The 16,167-nt window shown below is 67.6% G+C and carries 20 protein-coding genes; 9 read left to right on the top strand and 11 right to left on the bottom strand.

The window, feature by feature from the left end:
• Window positions 1–42: 42 nt before the first annotated feature.
• Window positions 43–828: an SDR family NAD(P)-dependent oxidoreductase gene (locus AJAP_RS18915; protein ID WP_038513518.1), complete on the top strand. Its 786-nt coding sequence runs from the start codon at window positions 43–45 to the stop codon at window positions 826–828.
• On the opposite strand, the gene AJAP_RS18910 is transcribed toward AJAP_RS18915, so the two are convergent.
• Window positions 721–1,722: a LysR family transcriptional regulator gene (locus AJAP_RS18910; RefSeq protein ID WP_038513514.1), complete on the bottom strand. Its 1,002-nt coding sequence runs from the start codon at window positions 1,720–1,722 to the stop codon at window positions 721–723. The two genes, AJAP_RS18915 and AJAP_RS18910, sit on opposite strands and share 108 nt — an antisense overlap.
• A gap of 73 nt (window positions 1,723–1,795) precedes the next feature.
• On the opposite strand from AJAP_RS18910, the gene dapA reads away from it, so the two are divergent.
• Complete coding sequence (gene dapA, locus AJAP_RS18905; protein WP_038513511.1) at window positions 1,796–2,698, top strand: 4-hydroxy-tetrahydrodipicolinate synthase; 903 nt, start codon at window positions 1,796–1,798, stop codon at window positions 2,696–2,698.
• Window positions 2,699–3,152: 454 nt separating this feature from the next.
• Here the strand turns inward: dapA and AJAP_RS18900 are convergent, their stop codons facing one another.
• The 3 genes from AJAP_RS18900 to AJAP_RS18890 form a co-directional block, all read right to left on the bottom strand.
• Entirely contained in the window at window positions 3,153–3,500 is a 348-nt protein-coding gene (locus tag AJAP_RS18900) for an RNA polymerase-binding protein RbpA (RefSeq protein ID WP_005151365.1), read from the bottom strand.
• Window positions 3,501–3,726: 226 nt separating this feature from the next.
• A complete protein-coding gene (locus AJAP_RS18895; RefSeq protein WP_038513508.1) occupies window positions 3,727–4,485 on the bottom strand; it encodes a thymidine kinase in 759 nt (252 codons plus the stop codon).
• A 30-nt stretch (window positions 4,486–4,515) separates the two neighbouring features.
• Window positions 4,516–5,916, bottom strand: coding sequence for an MFS transporter (locus tag AJAP_RS18890; protein ID WP_038513506.1), 1,401 nt, complete (start codon window positions 5,914–5,916; stop codon window positions 4,516–4,518).
• A 270-nt stretch (window positions 5,917–6,186) separates the two neighbouring features.
• Between AJAP_RS18890 and AJAP_RS18885 the strand changes: the two genes are divergently transcribed.
• Window positions 6,187–6,861: a transglycosylase family protein gene (locus AJAP_RS18885; RefSeq protein WP_038513504.1), complete on the top strand. Its 675-nt coding sequence runs from the start codon at window positions 6,187–6,189 to the stop codon at window positions 6,859–6,861.
• Between the two features lie 59 nt (window positions 6,862–6,920).
• Here the strand turns inward: AJAP_RS18885 and AJAP_RS18880 are convergent, their stop codons facing one another.
• Entirely contained in the window at window positions 6,921–7,700 is a 780-nt protein-coding gene (locus AJAP_RS18880) for a glycerophosphodiester phosphodiesterase (protein WP_038513500.1), read from the bottom strand.
• A gap of 66 nt (window positions 7,701–7,766) precedes the next feature.
• On the opposite strand from AJAP_RS18880, the gene AJAP_RS18875 reads away from it, so the two are divergent.
• Window positions 7,767–8,150, top strand: a complete 384-nt coding sequence (locus AJAP_RS18875) for a hypothetical protein (RefSeq protein WP_037337960.1) — start codon at window positions 7,767–7,769, stop codon at window positions 8,148–8,150.
• 1 nt (window position 8,151) lies between these two features.
• Here the strand turns inward: AJAP_RS18875 and AJAP_RS18870 are convergent, their stop codons facing one another.
• Window positions 8,152–9,132: a tyrosine-type recombinase/integrase gene (locus AJAP_RS18870; RefSeq protein ID WP_038513499.1), complete on the bottom strand. Its 981-nt coding sequence runs from the start codon at window positions 9,130–9,132 to the stop codon at window positions 8,152–8,154.
• A gap of 597 nt (window positions 9,133–9,729) precedes the next feature.
• Between AJAP_RS18870 and AJAP_RS18865 the strand changes: the two genes are divergently transcribed.
• Together AJAP_RS18865 and AJAP_RS18860 are read left to right on the top strand one after the other, a co-directional pair.
• Window positions 9,730–10,251, top strand: a complete 522-nt coding sequence (locus tag AJAP_RS18865) for a DUF4303 domain-containing protein (RefSeq protein ID WP_038513496.1) — start codon at window positions 9,730–9,732, stop codon at window positions 10,249–10,251.
• A 42-nt stretch (window positions 10,252–10,293) separates the two neighbouring features.
• Window positions 10,294–10,626 (top strand): VOC family protein, encoded by a 333-nt coding sequence (locus tag AJAP_RS18860; protein ID WP_202965573.1) that lies wholly within the window; start codon window positions 10,294–10,296, stop codon window positions 10,624–10,626.
• Here the strand turns inward: AJAP_RS18860 and AJAP_RS18855 are convergent.
• The gene (locus tag AJAP_RS18855) at window positions 10,595–10,963 is read right to left on the bottom strand and encodes a winged helix-turn-helix transcriptional regulator (RefSeq protein ID WP_038513494.1); all 369 of its coding nucleotides are present in this window, start codon (window positions 10,961–10,963) and stop codon (window positions 10,595–10,597) included. The genes AJAP_RS18860 and AJAP_RS18855 overlap by 32 nt on opposite strands.
• A gap of 92 nt (window positions 10,964–11,055) precedes the next feature.
• Here AJAP_RS18855 and AJAP_RS18850 point away from each other — a divergent pair, with 92 nt between their 5' ends.
• Both AJAP_RS18850 and AJAP_RS18845 read left to right on the top strand, forming a co-directional pair.
• Window positions 11,056–11,892, top strand: a complete 837-nt coding sequence (locus tag AJAP_RS18850; protein ID WP_038513491.1) for an NAD(P)H-binding protein — start codon at window positions 11,056–11,058, stop codon at window positions 11,890–11,892.
• Window positions 11,893–11,941: 49 nt separating this feature from the next.
• Window positions 11,942–12,781, top strand: coding sequence for a class I SAM-dependent methyltransferase (locus AJAP_RS18845; protein WP_038513488.1), 840 nt, complete (start codon window positions 11,942–11,944; stop codon window positions 12,779–12,781).
• 1 nt (window position 12,782) lies between these two features.
• On the opposite strand, the gene AJAP_RS18840 is transcribed toward AJAP_RS18845, so the two are convergent.
• From AJAP_RS18840 to AJAP_RS18825, 4 genes are read right to left on the bottom strand one after another with little or no spacing between them, the layout of a single operon-like run.
• The gene (locus AJAP_RS18840) at window positions 12,783–13,424 is read right to left on the bottom strand and encodes a class I SAM-dependent DNA methyltransferase (protein WP_038513486.1); all 642 of its coding nucleotides are present in this window, start codon (window positions 13,422–13,424) and stop codon (window positions 12,783–12,785) included.
• 10 nt (window positions 13,425–13,434) lie between these two features.
• Window positions 13,435–14,193 (bottom strand): putative protein N(5)-glutamine methyltransferase, encoded by a 759-nt coding sequence (locus AJAP_RS18835; protein ID WP_038513484.1) that lies wholly within the window; start codon window positions 14,191–14,193, stop codon window positions 13,435–13,437.
• Window positions 14,190–14,957, bottom strand: coding sequence for an NAD(P)-binding domain-containing protein (locus tag AJAP_RS18830; RefSeq protein WP_038513481.1), 768 nt, complete (start codon window positions 14,955–14,957; stop codon window positions 14,190–14,192). The genes AJAP_RS18835 and AJAP_RS18830 overlap by 4 nt, the downstream gene beginning before the upstream one ends.
• Before the next feature lie 2 nt (window positions 14,958–14,959).
• Window positions 14,960–15,487 carry a DinB family protein gene (locus tag AJAP_RS18825; RefSeq protein ID WP_081975793.1) on the bottom strand — a complete coding sequence of 176 codons (528 nt, stop codon included), beginning with the start codon at window positions 15,485–15,487 and terminating at the stop codon, window positions 14,960–14,962.
• 133 nt (window positions 15,488–15,620) lie between these two features.
• On the opposite strand from AJAP_RS18825, the gene AJAP_RS18820 reads away from it, so the two are divergent.
• Window positions 15,621–16,154 carry an RNA polymerase sigma factor gene (locus AJAP_RS18820; protein WP_038513478.1) on the top strand — a complete coding sequence of 178 codons (534 nt, stop codon included), beginning with the start codon at window positions 15,621–15,623 and terminating at the stop codon, window positions 16,152–16,154.
• The last annotated feature ends 13 nt before the right edge of the window (window positions 16,155–16,167 follow it).

The following is a 16,167-nucleotide window of genomic DNA, read 5'->3' as shown; positions in this document are numbered from 1 at the left end:
CCGCGTCTCAATGGTCGAACCGACCAAGCGGAAGGAAAACCCATGAGCCTCCAGAACAAGAACGCGATCATCTACGGCGCCGGCGGGGCGATCGGCAACGGCGTCGCCAAGGAGTTCGCCGCGCGCGGGGCCCGCGTCTTCCTCACCGGACGGCACCTGCCGGCGTTGACGAAGCTCGCGGGTGAGATCGAACAAAGCGGGGGACTGGCCGAAGTCGCGGTGGTCGACGCCCTGGACGAGACCGCGGTCGACGAGCACGCGGCGGCCGTGGCCACCGAGGCGGGCAGCCTCGACATCTCGCTCAACCTCGTCCCGCGTGGCGACATCCAGGGCATCCCGCTCGTGGAGATGTCGGTCGAGGACTACATTCGCCCGATCACCACCGGCATCACGACGAACTTCATCACCGCACGGGCCGCCGCCCGGCACATGACCGCCCAGGGCTCCGGCGCCATCCTCGCCCTCGACAGCGGATCCGCCCACGGCAGCCCGATGATGGGCGCCACGGGCTCGGTCGACGCCGCGCTGGACACCTTCATCCGCAATCTCGCCGTCGAGATCGGACCGCACGGCGTCCGCGCGCTCGGCATTTGGGTCGCAGGCATCCCGGAGACCCTCACGCCCGAGAAGCTCTCCGCGGTGAACGACCAGCTGCCGGCGAGCCCCGAGATGGTGCAGAACGTCCTCGGCGGACTCGCCGAGGCCCGGCTGACCAAACGCTCACCGCGCCTCGCCGAAGTCGCCTCCACGCTGGCGTTCCTCGCCTCCGACGACGCCATGGGGATCACCGGCACGTTCGTCAACGTGACCAGCATGTACCCCAGCTGACCGAGCCGCCTCGAGCTCCGTCAGCACCGCCCGGATCGCGGGACTCGACTCGGCACTGCGGCGCCACGCGGCGTGCACCTCGCGCGTCGGCGGGCGCCGCAGCGGCCGGGCGACGAGCCCCTCGGCCAAGGGCGGGCGCGCCAGCCGCGGGATCAACGCGACGACCTCGCCCGAGGCGACCAGCGACAGCTGCGTGGAAAAGTCGTCCACCAGATGCCGCACGTCGGGTTCTTCCGGAAGGCCTGCGAACACACGCCGGAACCACTGGTGGCAGACCGTGCCCGGCGGACTGGTCACCCACGCGTGCCCGGCCAGATCCACGCCGTCCAGCGGCGGCGAGGACCTGGCCAGAGGATGGGTCTCGGCCATGACGACGTCACCGAGGTCGGTGTGCACCAGACGCCGCGACAGCGCGGGGGACAGCGGCACCGGCAGACCGTCGGCGTCATGCAGGAGCGCGAGGTCGGCCGTCCCGGCCTCGACCGAATGCAGAGCCTGGTCGGGATCCTGCTCGGTGATGTGCAGCCGGAGGTCGGGGTAGCGCGCCAGGAGCCGCGGATGGACGGGAGCGAGCAGGCCGCGGATACCGGTCGAGAACGCGGCCACCCGCAGGACCCCGCGTGGCGCGCCCTCCGCGACCGACTGCGCGGCCTCGGCGCACCGCTCGAGTGCCTGGAACACCTCCAGCGAGGAGTCGACGACCGCCTGGCCCGCCGGAGTCAGCACGACACCGCGGCCCGCCGGAGCGAGCACCGGCATCCCGATCTGGCGTTCCAGCCGCTTGATCTGCTGCGACACCGCGGACGCCGTGAAGCCCAGCTCGTCCGCCGCCCGCGCCAACGTCCCCAAGGCGGCCACCGACCGCAAAGCCCGCAGGGCCCCGACCTCGATCATGAAGCCAGGCTACGCAATACCGTCCAAAAACCATCGCTGGACCGCAGGTATCGGCGCGGACAGGATCGACCGCATGACCGGAACACTCTTCGGCTCCAACCTCGTCGCCATGGTCACCCCGATGGAACCCGGCGGCGCGCTCAACGAACCCGGCCTCACCGGCCTGGTCGACCACCTGCTCGCCACCGGCTGCGACGGCATCGTCGTCGGCGGAACCACCGGGGAATCACCCACCCTGACCGACGCCGAAACCGCCCGGCTCGTCCACACCGTGGCGAACCGCGCCGGGAAACGCGCACGCGTGATCGCCGGAGTCGGCACCTACGACACCACCGCCTGCATCCGCCGCGCGAAGGAAGCCGAGGCGGCCGGCGCCGACGCGCTCCTGCTCGTCTGCCCCTACTACTCCAAGCCGACCCAGGCCGGGATCGTGGCCCACTGCCAAGCGGTCGCCGACGCCACCGACCTGCCCGTCATGCTCTACGACGTCCCGGCCCGCACCGGAACGGCCATGGAAGCGGCCAGCCTGATCGAACTCGCCCGCCACCCCAGGATCCGGGCCGTGAAGGACGCCAAGGGCGACCTGTTCGAAGCGATGACCGTCATGGCGCACACGCCGCTGGCGTATTACTGCGGCATCGACGAGCTCAACCTGCCCTATCTCGCCGCCGGCGCCACCGGCCTGGTCAGCGTCGTGGGCAACGCCTTCGCCGACCGCAACGCCGAACTCATCCGAGCCGTCCGCGGGGGAGACCTCGACACCGCGCGTTCGCTCAACGCCGGGTTGCTTCCCCTGGCGGAGGCCGTCATGCGCACTTCGCAGGGGGCGATCATGGCCAAGGCCGCACTGGCCGAACTCGGCGTCATCCCACACGCGACGGTCCGGCTCCCGCTGCTCGAATCGCCGCCGGAGCACCTGCGGCGCCTTCGCGACGCGTTGGCATTCCTCGGCGTCGGGGCTCTCGCGGTGTCTTAGCCCCCTACGCTGCGGCTGATCCCCGACTGGGATCCGTTTCGTCGTGTGGTCGTGGGCGATGGGCTCGATGCCCCCAATGTGGCATTGGGGACACCGAGCGCCTCCAATGCCACATTGGGGGCATCGAGCTGCGAGGAGGAGCGTCTCGGGCCCCTCAATGATGGTCGTCGGTAGGTAATGAAGGCCTCCTTGAGGGACTCTGGGTCCCTCAAGGAGGCCTTCACGGACTGGAAGATCGCCACATGCGCCCCAGCGGCAACAATGGTCACGACGAGCGCGCGTGAAGGGCCCCTTCCCCAAGTACATGAAGGCTCCCTTCCTTGCGCTAGACGCAGTGAAGGGGGCCTTCACGTACCTAGGCCGAGCAGGACCCCGAGACACGGCGAAGCCCCCGCGGAGGGAGGTCGCGGGGGCTTCGCCGGTTCGTGGTGGGGCTAGCTACTTGTGCCGTGCGTCAGGCGGACCGGGTGGTCCTGCGTCCCTTCAGCTCGGCGAGACGTTCGTTGAGCAGATCTTCGAGCTCCGGGATCGAACGGCGCTCCAGGAGCATGTCCCAGTGCGTCCTCGGGGGCTTGACCTTCTTCTGCTCCGGCTGCCCGCCGTCCACGATCTCGGACTCGCTGCCGTGCAGCCTGCACTCCCACACCGAAGGGATCTCGGCGTCGTCGGAGAAGGGCACCTCGAACTCGTGGTTCTTGGGGCAGGCGTAGCGCACGGTGCGCCGAGGCGCGAGGTCGTGGTTGCGGTCGGTCTCGTAGCTGACCGCTCCCAGCCGGCTTCCACGGAGAACACGGTCGGCCATGATGGGGGTCCTTTCAGTCAGCTCCGGGTGGAGCCAGGGTGATGCTCACCCTATGCAACGACGATGAGCCCCAGGAGATTCCCTGGACAGCATGTCCTTGCTCACGATGAGCTGTGTCACCCGGTGGCAACAGCTTCTCCTAGTAGGAGTGGTTTCGCGCTCTGGCGTGACGTCAATCCGGCCATCTTGGTGCGGATATCCCCCAGATGGGCTAGTAGTACGCCTGTCACGTCAACCGTAACTGACCGTGTTGGGCCGAGGTCGGCCCCAGGTCGCCCAGTCGAAAGTGCCGACGGCACAATACCTGATAACGGACAGTGTTCGGCTCACCCTCGGAACGTGATGCCGATGAAGTTTCAACTAGCGCCTGCTCGGTATCCGCGACCACCACGGTGTCCCCGGCCCGCAGCACCTCGCCATCGGAAACCCGCGCGTTGAACCGCCCCGTCTGCCCGCACCAGCACAACACCTCGACCTGGACCGGCTGCAACTCGTCCGCCAGCTCGAACAACCGCGCGGCACCCGGGAACAACATGCTCCGGAAATCCGTCGCGATCCCGAAGCAGTACACGTCGATCTGGACGTCATCGGCCAGTTCAGCCAGCTGATCCACCTGATCGGGCGACAAGAACTGCGCCTCGTCGACGATCAGATAGTCCACATGCCGCCCGGCCGCCCACTGCTCACGCACCAGCAACCGCAGATCGGTCTCGTTCCCCACCTCGATCGCCTTGCGCGTCAGCCCGATCCGGCTGGTGATCTGCGGCTCCCCGGACCGGTCATGCCGCACCAGCACCATCCCGCGACGACCCTGCCGCGCGTGGTTGTGGTCGATCTGCAACGCCAGCGTCGACTTCCCGCAGTCCATCGGCCCGTAGCAGAACTTCAACTTCCCGACGACCGGCACACCCCGCCGTGAACCCGCCACCGGCACCGACGACAACGCGTCCGTGGGATCCGGGCCACTCTCCTTCAGTACGGTCACGACGCTCGACCCTATCGGCACACTCCGCCGTCACAGCACCGCCGGTGGTCGGTTACCCGCCGCCTCGATCGCCCGGCGCACCGGGACCAGCCACACGAACACGAAACCGAGCACGAAGAAGACCACCAGGGCGATGATCGCGTACCGGAACGAACCGGTGATCTGCCCGACCGCGGCGAACAACAGGGGACCGAGCCACGACGTCCCCCGCTCACCGACCACGTACAGCGAGAAATACTGCGCGTCCTTGCCCTCCGGGATCATCTGCCCGAACAACGACCGCGACAACGCGTTCGTCCCACCCAGCACCAACCCGATCCCGACCGCCACCGCGTAGAACTGCAACGGCTCACCGGCCTCGATGAAATACGCGAAGCACAACACGACCACCCACGCCACCAGACTGCCCAAGATCGTCTTCTTCGCCCCGATCCGGGCCGCGATCGCGCCATGGATCATCGCGCCGGCGTATGCCAGGAACTGGATCACCAGGATCGTGACGATCAGCACCTGGGTGCTGTACTTCAGCTCGTCCTTCCCGTACTGCGCCGACACCGCCACCACCGTCGTGATCCCGTCGGTGAAGACCAGGTAGCTGCCGAGGAACGCCAGCGTCAGGGGATACGCCTTCGCGTCCTTGATCGTCCGCCCCAGCTCCTTGAACCCGGCCGTCAGCACCGACAGACCCCGCTCACCCGACTTCGGCACATGAGTCTGGGGGAGTGCCCGCACCGCCGGGATCGTGAACACCGCCCACCAGATCCCCGACGTCAGGAAGCAGATCTGGATCGCCAGCCCTTCGCTCACCCCGAAGAACTCGTGCCCCATGAAGAACCCGAGCTGCAACGCCAGCGCCAGGCCACCGCCGAGATACCCGAACGCCCACCCCTTCGACGACACCGCGTCCCGCTCGTCCGGCTCCGCGATGTCCACCAGGAACGAGTAGTAGACGACCAGCGCGCCGCCGTAACCGATGTTCGCCAGGATGAACGTCCAGACACCGACCTCCCAGTTCGTCCCCGCGATGAAGAACATCAGCGCCGAGGCCACCGCGCCCAGGAACGCGAACCCGCCGAGGATCCGCCGCTTGTGCCTGCTGCGGTCCGCGATCGCGCCGGCGATCGGCAGCACCAGCACCTGGGTCACCGTCGCGATCGACAGCAGATATCCCCACAGCGAACCCGCCGGGAACTGCAACCCGAACAACGAGACGTCGCAGTTCTGCAGGGTGCTCGAAGCTCCACTCGAATCGGTGCACGCCCTGTCCCCGTTAAGGGTGAAATTCGCCTTCGCGTCCGCGGACGCGATCTCGCTCAAATAGAGCGCTCCGAAGACGGTGATCACCGACGAATAGAACGGCGAATTGGCCCAGTCGTAGAGGTACCAAGCCCGCCACACCCGCTTGCGTTCACGGGTCACGGCCACCGTCATGCACAGCTCCTGAAGTAGAGAACGTCGAGGTCAGCGGGAGACTACTGGTGTTCACACCCGCCTGTCCGGCACGAGTCCGGACCGTGTTCGTTTCGACGCGAGACGAACCCTCGCCGGACACCTTCCCGACCATCGTCGGCGTGTCGCTGCCATGATCCCCGTGTGTTTCGTGTGAGGCTGGTGAGCGAGCTGTGACTCTTGTGAAGCAAGTGTCCGGTATTTACTGTTCCGCTCATGAGGACCCATCGCCTTCGCACAGCACACCGCGTAGTGGCGAGAACGCTCCTGCTCGCCCTCGCCGTGACGGGCCTGCAGATCGCCACCACCGGATCCGCCGCCGCGGATCCCCACGGCACCTACTGGTCCAAGCTCCGCATGTGTGAATCGAGCGGGCGCTACAACATCAACACCGGCAACGGCTACTACGGCGCCTACCAGTTCGACCTGCCCACCTGGCGCAGCGTCGGCGGCCAAGGACGACCCGACCAGGCCACCCCTCGCGAACAGGACTACCGGGCCCTCTACCTCTACCGCATGCGCGGCTGGCAACCCTGGGAATGCGCCGGCAAACTCGGCTTCCGCAACGACAGCGACGGCCGCAGCAAACGCGTCCCGTCCTACGCCGACTCCGCCTACATCGGCGGGGGAGGACAGCCCGCCCCGCCGCCCGCACCCAAACCGAAGCCCACCCCGCCCGCTCCGCCCGGCGGCCCCAAACCCGCCTGGCCCGGCGTCGTCTACGCCTACGGCGACTGCGCCGTCGCGCTCAAGCAGTTCCAGCTGCGGATGAACGCCTTCGGCTACGGCTTCACCGGAACCGGCTGCTACTACGACAAAACCCGCGAAGCCGTCCTCGCCCTCCAGCGCGCCAACGGCATCAACGACTCAGGACGACTCGGCCCCAAGACCTGGGACGCCGCCTGGAACGGCAAACCACCCCGCTGACCCCCACGCGTTTAGTCCTCTGAATGCGTGTGAGCGCATTCAGAGGACTAAACGCGGGATCAGGAAGGCCACGAGCCTCGCTCCCGAAGCACCTCACGCAGCAGATCCGGCCGATCCGTCACGATCCCGTGCACCCCCAGATCCAGCAGCAACCGCATCTCCGCCGGATCGTCCACCGTCCACGTGTGCACCTCGAAACCCCCGCGCGTCGCCTGCCGCAGGAACGCCCGGTCCACCACCTTCAACCGCCCCTGCCGCACCGGCACCTGCGCCATCGCACCCCGCGACAACGCCCGCAACGAGAACAGCGGCAAGAACCCGTTCGCCCACATCACCGCCACCGAACGCGGCCCCATCGCCGTCACCAGCTTCGGCCCCGCCAGCTTCCGGACCCGGGCCAACCGCGCGTCGGAGAACGACGCCGCCGCGACCCGGTCATGCGCACCGGTCCGCTCGATCGCCCGGACGAACGGCTCCACCGCCTCGTTCGACTTCACGTCGATGTTGAACCGCGCCTCCGGCAACTCCTCGAGCACGTCCTCCAGCCGCGACAGGGGCGCACGACCCCCGATCTTGACCGTCCGCAGCTGCGCCCACGTCTGCCGCGAGATCAACCCCGCGCCATCGGTCGTCCGATCCAACGACGCGTCGTGATGCACGACCACCACGCCGTCCGACGTCGCGTGCACGTCCGTCTCGAGATAGCGGTAACCCTCAGTCACCGCCTGCTGGAAGGCCGGCAACGAGTTCTCCAGTCCTTCCAGGTCACCGAGGTGCCAGCCACGATGGGCGAAGGCACGCGGAAGCGGATCGGCGAGGTACGGAAACAGTGTCGGCACCCCACTAGTGTGCACTTCGGTCGTAGCCCCGGCATGATCGTCGGGTGGCCAGCTAGGGTCTGAACCGTGAGGGAAGTGGCCGAACACCCGAAGACGTCCGCCGAAGAGGTGTCCGAGCTACGCCGCGCGGGGGCACCCAAACACTGCGGATGGTGCGGCCGACGCCTCGAACAAGGCGGCAACGTCGGCAGACGCCGCCGTTACTGCGGGCAATCGTGCCGCCAGCGGGCTTACGAACGCCGGACCGCCCTCCAGCGCAGCGGCCTCCCCGAAGACGCCGTCGTCCTCTCCGACACCGAGATCGCCACCCTCCAGGACCGGCTCTTCCAGCTCCGCTGCGCCGCGGAAGACGTCGTCACCGCGGCCGACGACGGCGCCTCCGTCGCCGAACTCCGGAACCTGGCGGGCGAAATCGCCCAGGCGGCCAAGGACCTCGAACAACTCCGCTGACCTACACGATCCCGTCCAGCGCCCGGTACGTCCGATTGCTCGCGGCCGCCGCCCGCTGCTCACGACCGGTCGCCTCGATGTAGTTCTGGCTGGTCGCCAGGCTCGCGTGCCCCAGCAGCGCCATGATCTCCGACGCGGTCGCACCGTCCTCCGCCAGCCGGGTCGCGAAGGTGTGTCGCAACGCGTGGAGATTCGCCCCGACCGGCACCCGGTCGTGCAGGCCCGCCCACCGGTAGCAGGATTTGACCAGGTACTCCAAGGCCCCGCGGCCGATCGGCTCGCCGGCACGATCCCGGAGGAGGGGAGTGGAGGGCCCGAACCGCTGCTGCGGGAACCGGCGGCGGCAGGAAGCGAGGTACTCCTCGATGATCTTCTCCATGATCGGCTGCACCGGGATCGACCGGTCCCGGCTTCCCTTGCCATGGACGTGCAACCGCATCTCGCCCTGACGGCCGACCAGCGACCGCGCCGTCAGCGCCCGCATCTCCGCGGCGCGCAGCCCGGCGACCAGCCCGAGCGCGATCACCAGGACGTCCCGCTCCGGCCACGGATCCCGCGCGCGGCGCGCACCGTCGGCGGCGGCCGCGAGCAACTGCTCCGGGGTTTCCTCGCCCCGCAAGGGTTTCGGCGTCAACGGAGGCGCCTTCGGCCGGGCGACGGCGCCCATCGGATTGCCTGCGAGCAGCCCGTCGGACACACAGAAGGTGAGGAACTGGTTCCAGGTCGACCACGCGCGCAGCACCGAACTCTTCGCGTGGGTGTCCGCGAAGGCACCGAAGGCGTTGCGGAGTGCCTGGGCGGTGAGCATCTCGACCGTGAGGTCGTCAGGGGATCGGTCCAGTTCGCGGAGCAGAAGAGCGGTGATGCCGGCGAGGTCGCGGCGGTAGGCGTCGGTGGTGTGAGGAGAATCCTTGCGGGGACGACGTGCGGCGAAAAAGGCTTGCTGTGCCTCGGAAACCCTCATGAACATCTTGTACCGCATGGCACCGACAGTCTTACACTGGGTTATATTCCGTTTCATGCATAATAGTGATTATGCATGAAACGGAGTGATGGGTCCGGAAACTCCTCGCGGGGGATGTAGGCGCTCCCGTCGCTCTCTGATGTGTCATGAAAGGGTCGTTCCTGACGTTTTTCGTCCTGAACGACCCTTTCATGACACATCGAGCCACCAAGGCGCTCTGGAGCCTGCGGGGGTCGCCGGCTGGGTCGGCTCGGCGAGATCTGCCAGCGACTGACGCCCTCCGTTGATCATCATCGGCCGGGACGTCCGGGTCAATTCGTCACAGTGACGTATTGGGGTCGGGTGATCGGACATCGGTTCCTCGTCCTCTGGGGGCGTCCTGAGGCGTCCTGAGCCTCAGGGTCGGCCTCGCAGGGAGAGTTGAAGGGAGCGATGCCCGCGTCGTGTGCAGCGAAGGGCGCTTTCGCTGCGTGACATGCGGTGAAGGACGCTTTCAGCCCACGTCAGGGCTCCTCTCGACCGCCGTTATCCAGGTCGGGCAAAGTGCCGATAATGTACATTATGTCAAGTAAGCGTCATGAGCGTCTTCCCCGCGGCGTGTGGTTCGATGCCCCGATGACTCCGACCGAAGCCGACCTCTCTGACGCCTTGACCGCGGCCACCCGTGCGGCTGTCACAGACCTGTTCCTCGACAACCCCGGCCACACCTTCTACTACGTCACGCTGACGACGCCTGGCGAAGCGTTCGGTCCGGCGTTGTCCGCGTGGTCGCACGAGGCGCTGGCTCAACGGGCCGAGGCCGACGAGGTCCGCTACTCCTACGCCGATTCGCCGTTTTCGATCTTGGGTGAGGAACATCTGAAGCCGGTACGCGACCTGTTCGCCGCCCGGCCGGCGGTCTTCGAACTCGACGACGAAGAGTCCGATGCCGAGTTCGACCTTCGACTGCGTGCGATGGAGACGGCACTGCGCAGGCTGTCCGATGAAGGCCTCTTCGGTGTCGGCGAGGCTCGCGCGGAAGTCCTGATTCTGGCCGAGGTCGTCCCTGAAGATGAGGACAACGTCGCCCGGGCTCGTCGGCTCAACCCTCCTGGTCCGGCGCTGGATGCCTGGCTGACCTACTGGGGCGTCGGCTGATACACGACACAGATGTCGCGTATTGGGTGGAATGGTTCTGGCATGGAATCTGGACTCAACCCGTACATCAGGTCTCCCACCGCCGACAAGGTCATGCACGCTCAACTCGACACCGCGAACGGTCACACGCTGATGGCCTGCGATGTCGATGGCCAGGTCGAGGACGTGCCCCACTCCCCTGGCAACAACGTCGCGGTCTACCTCGGCGGCGACGGCGAACTTCGCGAATACTTCGAGAAGCTGTCCGTCGGCGGCGCCGTGACGATGTCTCTGGAGAAACAGCTGTGGGGTGACGAAGCCGGCGCGCTTGTAGACAAGTTCGGGATTTCCTGGATGTTCAACATCACCCTGCAGTCGGAGCCACTCGCCGGGTGATCCGGTCGAACAGTTCGACCAGCGGCTCACTGACGTCCCGGCCGAACTCGGTCAGCCCGTAGGTCACCTGCGGCGGCGTCGTGGGCTCGACCTGTCGCCAGATCAGGCCGTCCTGGACGAGTGCGCGCAGGGATTGGGCGAGCATCTTCTCGCTGATCCCCTGGATGCTTTCGCGTAGCTCGTAGAAGCGGAGATCGTTGCGCTGCAAGGAGATCAGTACCCAGATCCCCCACCGGCTGGTGGCGTGACCGACCACGTCGCGGGCGGCGCAGTCAGTGTGAAACACCTCATAACGCGGCTCGGTGTCGGCCGGTGTGAACTGCGCGCCTCCTGCCATGGGAGGAGCTTACCTCTGGGTATGTACTTACGAAAAGTTAGCCGCGCTCCCTAGCGTCGTCGCCACAGGAACATCGAGCGAAGGAGTTGGCCATGATCGTGGTGACCGGGGCTACGGGGAACATCGGTAAGCCGTTGACGAGGGCGCTGGTCGAGGCGGGCGAGCAGGTGACGGCGGTGTCGCGGCACGTCGCGACACCGCCCGGTGGTAGGCATGTGGTGGCCGATCTGGCCGAGCCCGTAACGCTCGAACCCGCCTTGGCCGGGGCGAAGGCGTTGTTCCTGCTGCTTTCCGGCGATCTGCACGCCGTCGGGGCGAATCCGGCCGACATCATCAGTCTGGCCGCGGCGAGTGGGGTGCGCCGGGTCGTCCTGCTCTCGACGTTGGGTGTGGCGACCAGGCCTTTCGGCACGACGCGGATGGCGATGCGTGAGCTGGAGGACGTGGTGCGGGAGTCCGGTTTGGACTGGGCGATTCTGCGGCCGGGTGGTTTCGCCTCGAACGCGTTGTGGTGGGCGGAGTCCGTGCGCTCGCGGCAGGTGGTCGCGGCGCCGTTCGGAGACACCGGGGTGCCGATCGTCGATCCGGCGGATATCGCCGACGTCGCGGCCGCCTGTCTGCTGGACGATCGGCATCTCGGTGAGGTGTACGAGCTGACCGGTCCGGCGGTGATCACGCCGCGTGAGCAGGCTGCTGCGCTCGCTGCTGTTTTGGGCTCGCCTGTGGCTTTTCAGGAGCTCACGCGGGAGGAGGCGAAGGCGGGGATGGTCTTGAGCATGCCGGCGGAGCTGGCCGACGACACCTTGGACATCATCGGTGCGCCGACTGCTGCCGAGTTGCGCGTGAGTCCGGATGTGGAGGGGGTGCTCGGTCGCGCGCCGCGGTCGTTCGCCGAGTGGGCTGCCAGGAATGTCGCGGCGTTCCGCTGACGGGTCGCGCTAGGGTCGTCTCCGGATACCGAATCTGGGGGTTGCCGAAATGTCCGAGAGCACGGCTGTGCGTGTCGATCCGTCCAACGAGCGGATGTTGAAGGCGTGGGATGGTGACGACGGCTCGTTCTGGGCGAAGCGTGCGCAGCGGTTCGACGACGGTGTCGCGGCGTACCGGGATCTCTTCTTCGCCGCGGCTGATGTCCAGGTGGCGGACCGGGTTCTCGACGTCGGCTGTGGTGCCGGTCAGACGACGCGGGACGCGGCCCGGCTGGCTGCCGAGGGTTCGGCGCTGGGTGTCGATCTCTCCGGTGAGATGCTCGGTGTCGCTCGTCAGCTGGCCGAGAAGGAGCGTGTCCTCAACGTTTCGTTCGAGCAGGCGGACGCGCAGGTCCATCCGTTCGCCGAGGCGTCGTTCGATGTGGTGATCAGCAGGCATGGCTCGATGTTCTTCGGTACTCCCCTGGCCGCGTTCGTCAATCTGGTCAGGGCGACCCGGCCGGGTGGCCGTCTGGTTCTGCTGACGTGGCAGCCGTTGCGGCTCAACGAATGGATCACCACGTTCCGGACGATCTTCGCGGCAGGCCGTGAGGTGCCGTCGGGGGATCTGGCGCTCAGCGATCCGCGGGAGATCGAGGAGTTGCTGAGCTCCGCCGGGTACGTCGACGTCGAGTGCACCGCGGTGAACAAGCCGATGTTCTTCGGTGAGGACGTCGACGACGCGGCCGAGTTCATCGTCGAGCAGCACGGTGGCAGGTTGAGCGACCTGGATGACACCGCGCGCGACAGTGCCATCCAGGCCTTGCGGGCGGATCTCGCCGAGCACCAGGCCGACCAGGGCGTTTTCTACGGTTCGGCGGCTTGGCTCGTCGAGGCGCGGCGTCCTTGAGCTACTGCTTGCGGGCGATCAGGTAGGCCTGTGGGGTGCTTTCGAATTCCTCGGACGGCTCACGGACGAGGGTGGAGAGCAGGCTGAAGCCGGCCTCCCTCAGCTGTTCGGCGATCTTCTCGGGTACCAGCCGGTACGCGTCGCAGGAGATGTCGTGGCCGTACGCGTGCTCGATGTGGCGTACTTCGTCGCCTACCTGGAAGGCGAGCAGCAGGTGGCCGCCCGGGGCGAGGATCCGGTGGAAGTCGGCGAAGATCTCCGGCAGCCGCTCTCGTGGGGTGTGGATGATCGAGTACCAGGCGACGGCGCCGGCGAGCGCACCGTCCTCAAGGGACAATCCGGGCATCTCGCCGAGCTGGAAGTCCAGATGTGGGTACCACTTCCGGGCGACGGCGAGCATTCCCGGTGAGAGGTCGACGCCGCGGATGTCGAGCCCGAGCTGGTGGAGGTACTCGGTGATGCGGCCGGTTCCGCAGCCGATTTCGGCGACGCGGCCGCCACCGGCGGCCTGGACGAGCTCGGTGTACGCGCCGAGGACGGCGCGGTCCCAGGTGGATCCGGCGAGGTGGTCGCGGAGGAGTTCGGCGTAGTCGGCCGCGACCGTGTCGTAGGCGGTGCGGGTGGTTTGGAGGTAGTCGGTCACGGCGGCGACCCTAGACCCGGGCACCGACAACAATCGTCGCGTACAGGTCTTCGTCGGTGATCACTTCGGGGGTCAAACCGTTGTGTGCCATGGCTTCCGCGGTGCTTACGGCTTGGCTTTCGCCGGTTTCGATGAGCAGGTGCCCGCCTGGTGCGAGCCAGTGGAGGGCTTCGGCGGCGACGCGGCGGTGGACGTCGACGCCGTCGTGTCCGCCGTCGAGTGCGACGCGGGGTTCGTGGTCTCTCGCCTCGGGCGGCATCATCGCGATGGCGTCGGTGGGGACGTACGGGGCGTTGACGACCAGGATGTCGACGCGGCCTTGTAGCGACGTGGGAAGTGGTGCGTACAGGTCGCCTTCGAAGACCTCTCCCCCGGCTTGGGCGACGTTCTTGCGGGCGCAGCGGACGGCGGCGGGTTCGATGTCGGCCGCGTAGAGCCGGATGTCGCCGAGTTCGGCGGCGATGGCGGCGCCGAGCGCGCCGGTTCCGCAGCAGAGGTCGAGGACCACCACTCCCGGTCCGGCGAGGGTGACGGCGTGGCGGACAAGGAGTTCGGAGCGTTGCCGTGGCACGAAGACGCCGGGTTCGACGGCGATGCGGAGTCCGTGGAATTCGGCCCAGCCGAGGATGACTTCGAGTGGTTCGCCGTCGACGCGGCGTTGGACCATGGTGTCGAGTTCGGCCGGGGTGCGGGCTTCGGCGGTGAGGAGCCGGGCTTCGTCTTCGGCGAAGACGCACCCGGCCGCCCGCAGCTTGTCGATGATGATCACTTGTCCCGCAGTCTGGTGAGGATTCCGTCGAGGGCCTCGCGGACGGTGTCGGGGACGCCGTTGGTGCGCAGGTCGGTGAGGAACTGTTCGTTGAGCCCGCCGGGGGTCATGTGCTTGCCGGTGAGGGTTTCGAGGGAGCCGTTCTGTTCGGCGAGGGACTGGCCGAGCTGGCCGAAGATGTGGCTGGTGAAGGCGGTCGCCGTGGTGTCGTCGATGCCCTGGTCGGTCATCCAGGCGGCGATGGTGCCGAGGTAGTCGAGGTGGGCGGCGAAGGTGGCGGTGGCGCCGCTGAAGATGTCGAGGTCCTTCTCGGCGGCGGGGACGACGCTGCCGCCGATGCTGTCGAAGAGGGTTCGGGCTTCGGGGTTGTCGGGGTACATCGCGGTGAGGCTTTGGCGGCGCGCGGCGGGTGGCAGCGGGATGCTCCGGACGACTTCGCGGGCGGGGGCGGCCCAGTCGCGCAGCCGGTCGAGGGGCACGCCGGCGAGGGCGCTGATCAGGACGTGCTCGGGGCGGAAGGTGAGGTCGCGGAGGACTTCTTCGGCGATGGGCGGGCGGACGGCGAGGATGATCGTCGAGGCGCTGTCGACGACGGCTTGGTTGCTGTCGCGGACTTCGACGTTGGCGAAGCGGGCGGAGAGTTCATGCCCGACACTGCGGCTGCGGGGTGAGAGGAAGATCCGGGGCGGGTCGGTGACGTCCTTGCTGAGGCCTTCGACGATGGCGGCGGTGATCTCCCCCGCGCCGATGAATCCGTAGTCCATGGTCAGGCTCCCGTGTGGCCGTCGACGCGTTCGCGGATGAGGTCGGCGTGGCCGTTGTGGCGGGCGTATTCGCCGATCATGTGGACGTAGAGCATGCGGAGTGAGAACGGGTTTCCGCCGAGGTCGAAGGTGTCGTCGAGCGATCCTCCGGCGGCCGCCTCGTCGGCGAGCCGGATCTCTTCGAGGAGGATGTCGTAGGCCTCTTCGGCTTTGGTCGCGTCGAGGACTTCGAAGTCGTGGTCCTTGCCGAGGGCGGGGTCGTAGAGGGGTTCGATGTCCTGTGCGGCGTAGCGCAGGCGGAACCAGAAGCGTTCGACCTTGGCGAGGTGCCGGACGAGGCCGAGGAGGGTGAGGTTGGAGGGCGGGACCGACGCCGTGGCGAGCTGTTCCCCGGTGAGACCGGCGAGTTTGTGGAGGAAGGTGCTGCGGTGCCAGGTCAGCAGGGAGGGCAGGAGGATCCGCTCGTCGGCGGCGGTGTCGCCGGACGGCCGGGTGACCTCGGGGGCGGTCCATGTCATAGCGGCGATCATGCCATCGGGTGACGTGGGATTCGTGGTGCGCCGGCTGGGGTGAGCGGGGTCACGTGAGCGGGGCTGAATCCTTTCGTGGTGTCCCCGGCTCTTGTAAGGGCCGGGACAAGCTCGGCGCGGGAGGAGGTTCGTCGTGGAGGCCGATTGGCCGCGGGATTCGTTGATCGTGGCGGCGCAGGGCGGGGACGCGTCCGCCATCGCCGCTCTGGTCTCGGGTTCCCATCCGCATGTGCAGCGGTTCGCGCGGTCGCTGTGCGCTTCGCCTGAGGACGCGGAGGATTCGGCGCAGGAGGCGCTGATCATCCTGTATCGGAAGATCGGCTCGCTGCGGGCCACCGGTGCGCTGGCGTCGTGGATGTTCCGGATCGTGCGCAATGAATGTCTCCGGCGGGCGCGCCGGGCGTGGCATGGTGACGATCTGGCGGATTCCGTGGTGATGGTGTCGGCCGAAGAGGACGCCTTGGATCGGCTGGAGGCGCAGCGGGTGGCCGCGGCGATCGCCGAGTTGCCGTCCGATCAGCGTCGCGTCTTGATCATGCGTGACATCCAGGGGCATCCGGGCCGTGTGGTGGCCGACGCGCTCGGGCTGAGCCCGGCCGCGATGAAGTCCCGGCTGCATCGCGCGCGGGCGGCGGTCCGTGCCTCTCTCGACAACCCTGCTTCCTGACCTTCTGTTGAGG

Source organism: Amycolatopsis japonica (genome assembly GCF_000732925.1).
In the GTDB taxonomy this organism is placed as follows: domain Bacteria; phylum Actinomycetota; class Actinomycetes; order Mycobacteriales; family Pseudonocardiaceae; genus Amycolatopsis; species Amycolatopsis japonica.
This window is presented reverse-complemented; position numbering and strand designations above follow the sequence as displayed.

Excerpts from the sequence above, each read along its gene's own strand:
- AJAP_RS18915 (WP_038513518.1), top strand. The coding sequence starts at position 43 with ATGAGCCTCCAGAACAAGAACGCGATCATCTACGGCGCCGGCGGGGCG.
- AJAP_RS18910 (WP_038513514.1), bottom strand. The coding sequence starts at position 1,722 with ATGATCGAGGTCGGGGCCCTGCGGGCTTTGCGGTCGGTGGCCGCCTTG.
- dapA (WP_038513511.1), top strand. The coding sequence starts at position 1,796 with ATGACCGGAACACTCTTCGGCTCCAACCTCGTCGCCATGGTCACCCCG.
- AJAP_RS18900 (WP_005151365.1), bottom strand. The coding sequence starts at position 3,500 with ATGGCCGACCGTGTTCTCCGTGGAAGCCGGCTGGGAGCGGTCAGCTAC.
- AJAP_RS18890 (WP_038513506.1), bottom strand. The coding sequence starts at position 5,916 with ATGACGGTGGCCGTGACCCGTGAACGCAAGCGGGTGTGGCGGGCTTGG.
- AJAP_RS18870 (WP_038513499.1), bottom strand. The coding sequence starts at position 9,132 with ATGCGGTACAAGATGTTCATGAGGGTTTCCGAGGCACAGCAAGCCTTT.
- AJAP_RS18865 (WP_038513496.1), top strand. The coding sequence starts at position 9,730 with ATGACTCCGACCGAAGCCGACCTCTCTGACGCCTTGACCGCGGCCACC.
- AJAP_RS18860 (WP_202965573.1), top strand. The coding sequence starts at position 10,294 with ATGGAATCTGGACTCAACCCGTACATCAGGTCTCCCACCGCCGACAAG.
- AJAP_RS18855 (WP_038513494.1), bottom strand. The coding sequence starts at position 10,963 with ATGGCAGGAGGCGCGCAGTTCACACCGGCCGACACCGAGCCGCGTTAT.
- AJAP_RS18850 (WP_038513491.1), top strand. The coding sequence starts at position 11,056 with ATGATCGTGGTGACCGGGGCTACGGGGAACATCGGTAAGCCGTTGACG.
- AJAP_RS18845 (WP_038513488.1), top strand. The coding sequence starts at position 11,942 with ATGTCCGAGAGCACGGCTGTGCGTGTCGATCCGTCCAACGAGCGGATG.
- AJAP_RS18830 (WP_038513481.1), bottom strand. The coding sequence starts at position 14,957 with ATGGACTACGGATTCATCGGCGCGGGGGAGATCACCGCCGCCATCGTC.
- AJAP_RS18825 (WP_081975793.1), bottom strand. The coding sequence starts at position 15,487 with ATGATCGCCGCTATGACATGGACCGCCCCCGAGGTCACCCGGCCGTCC.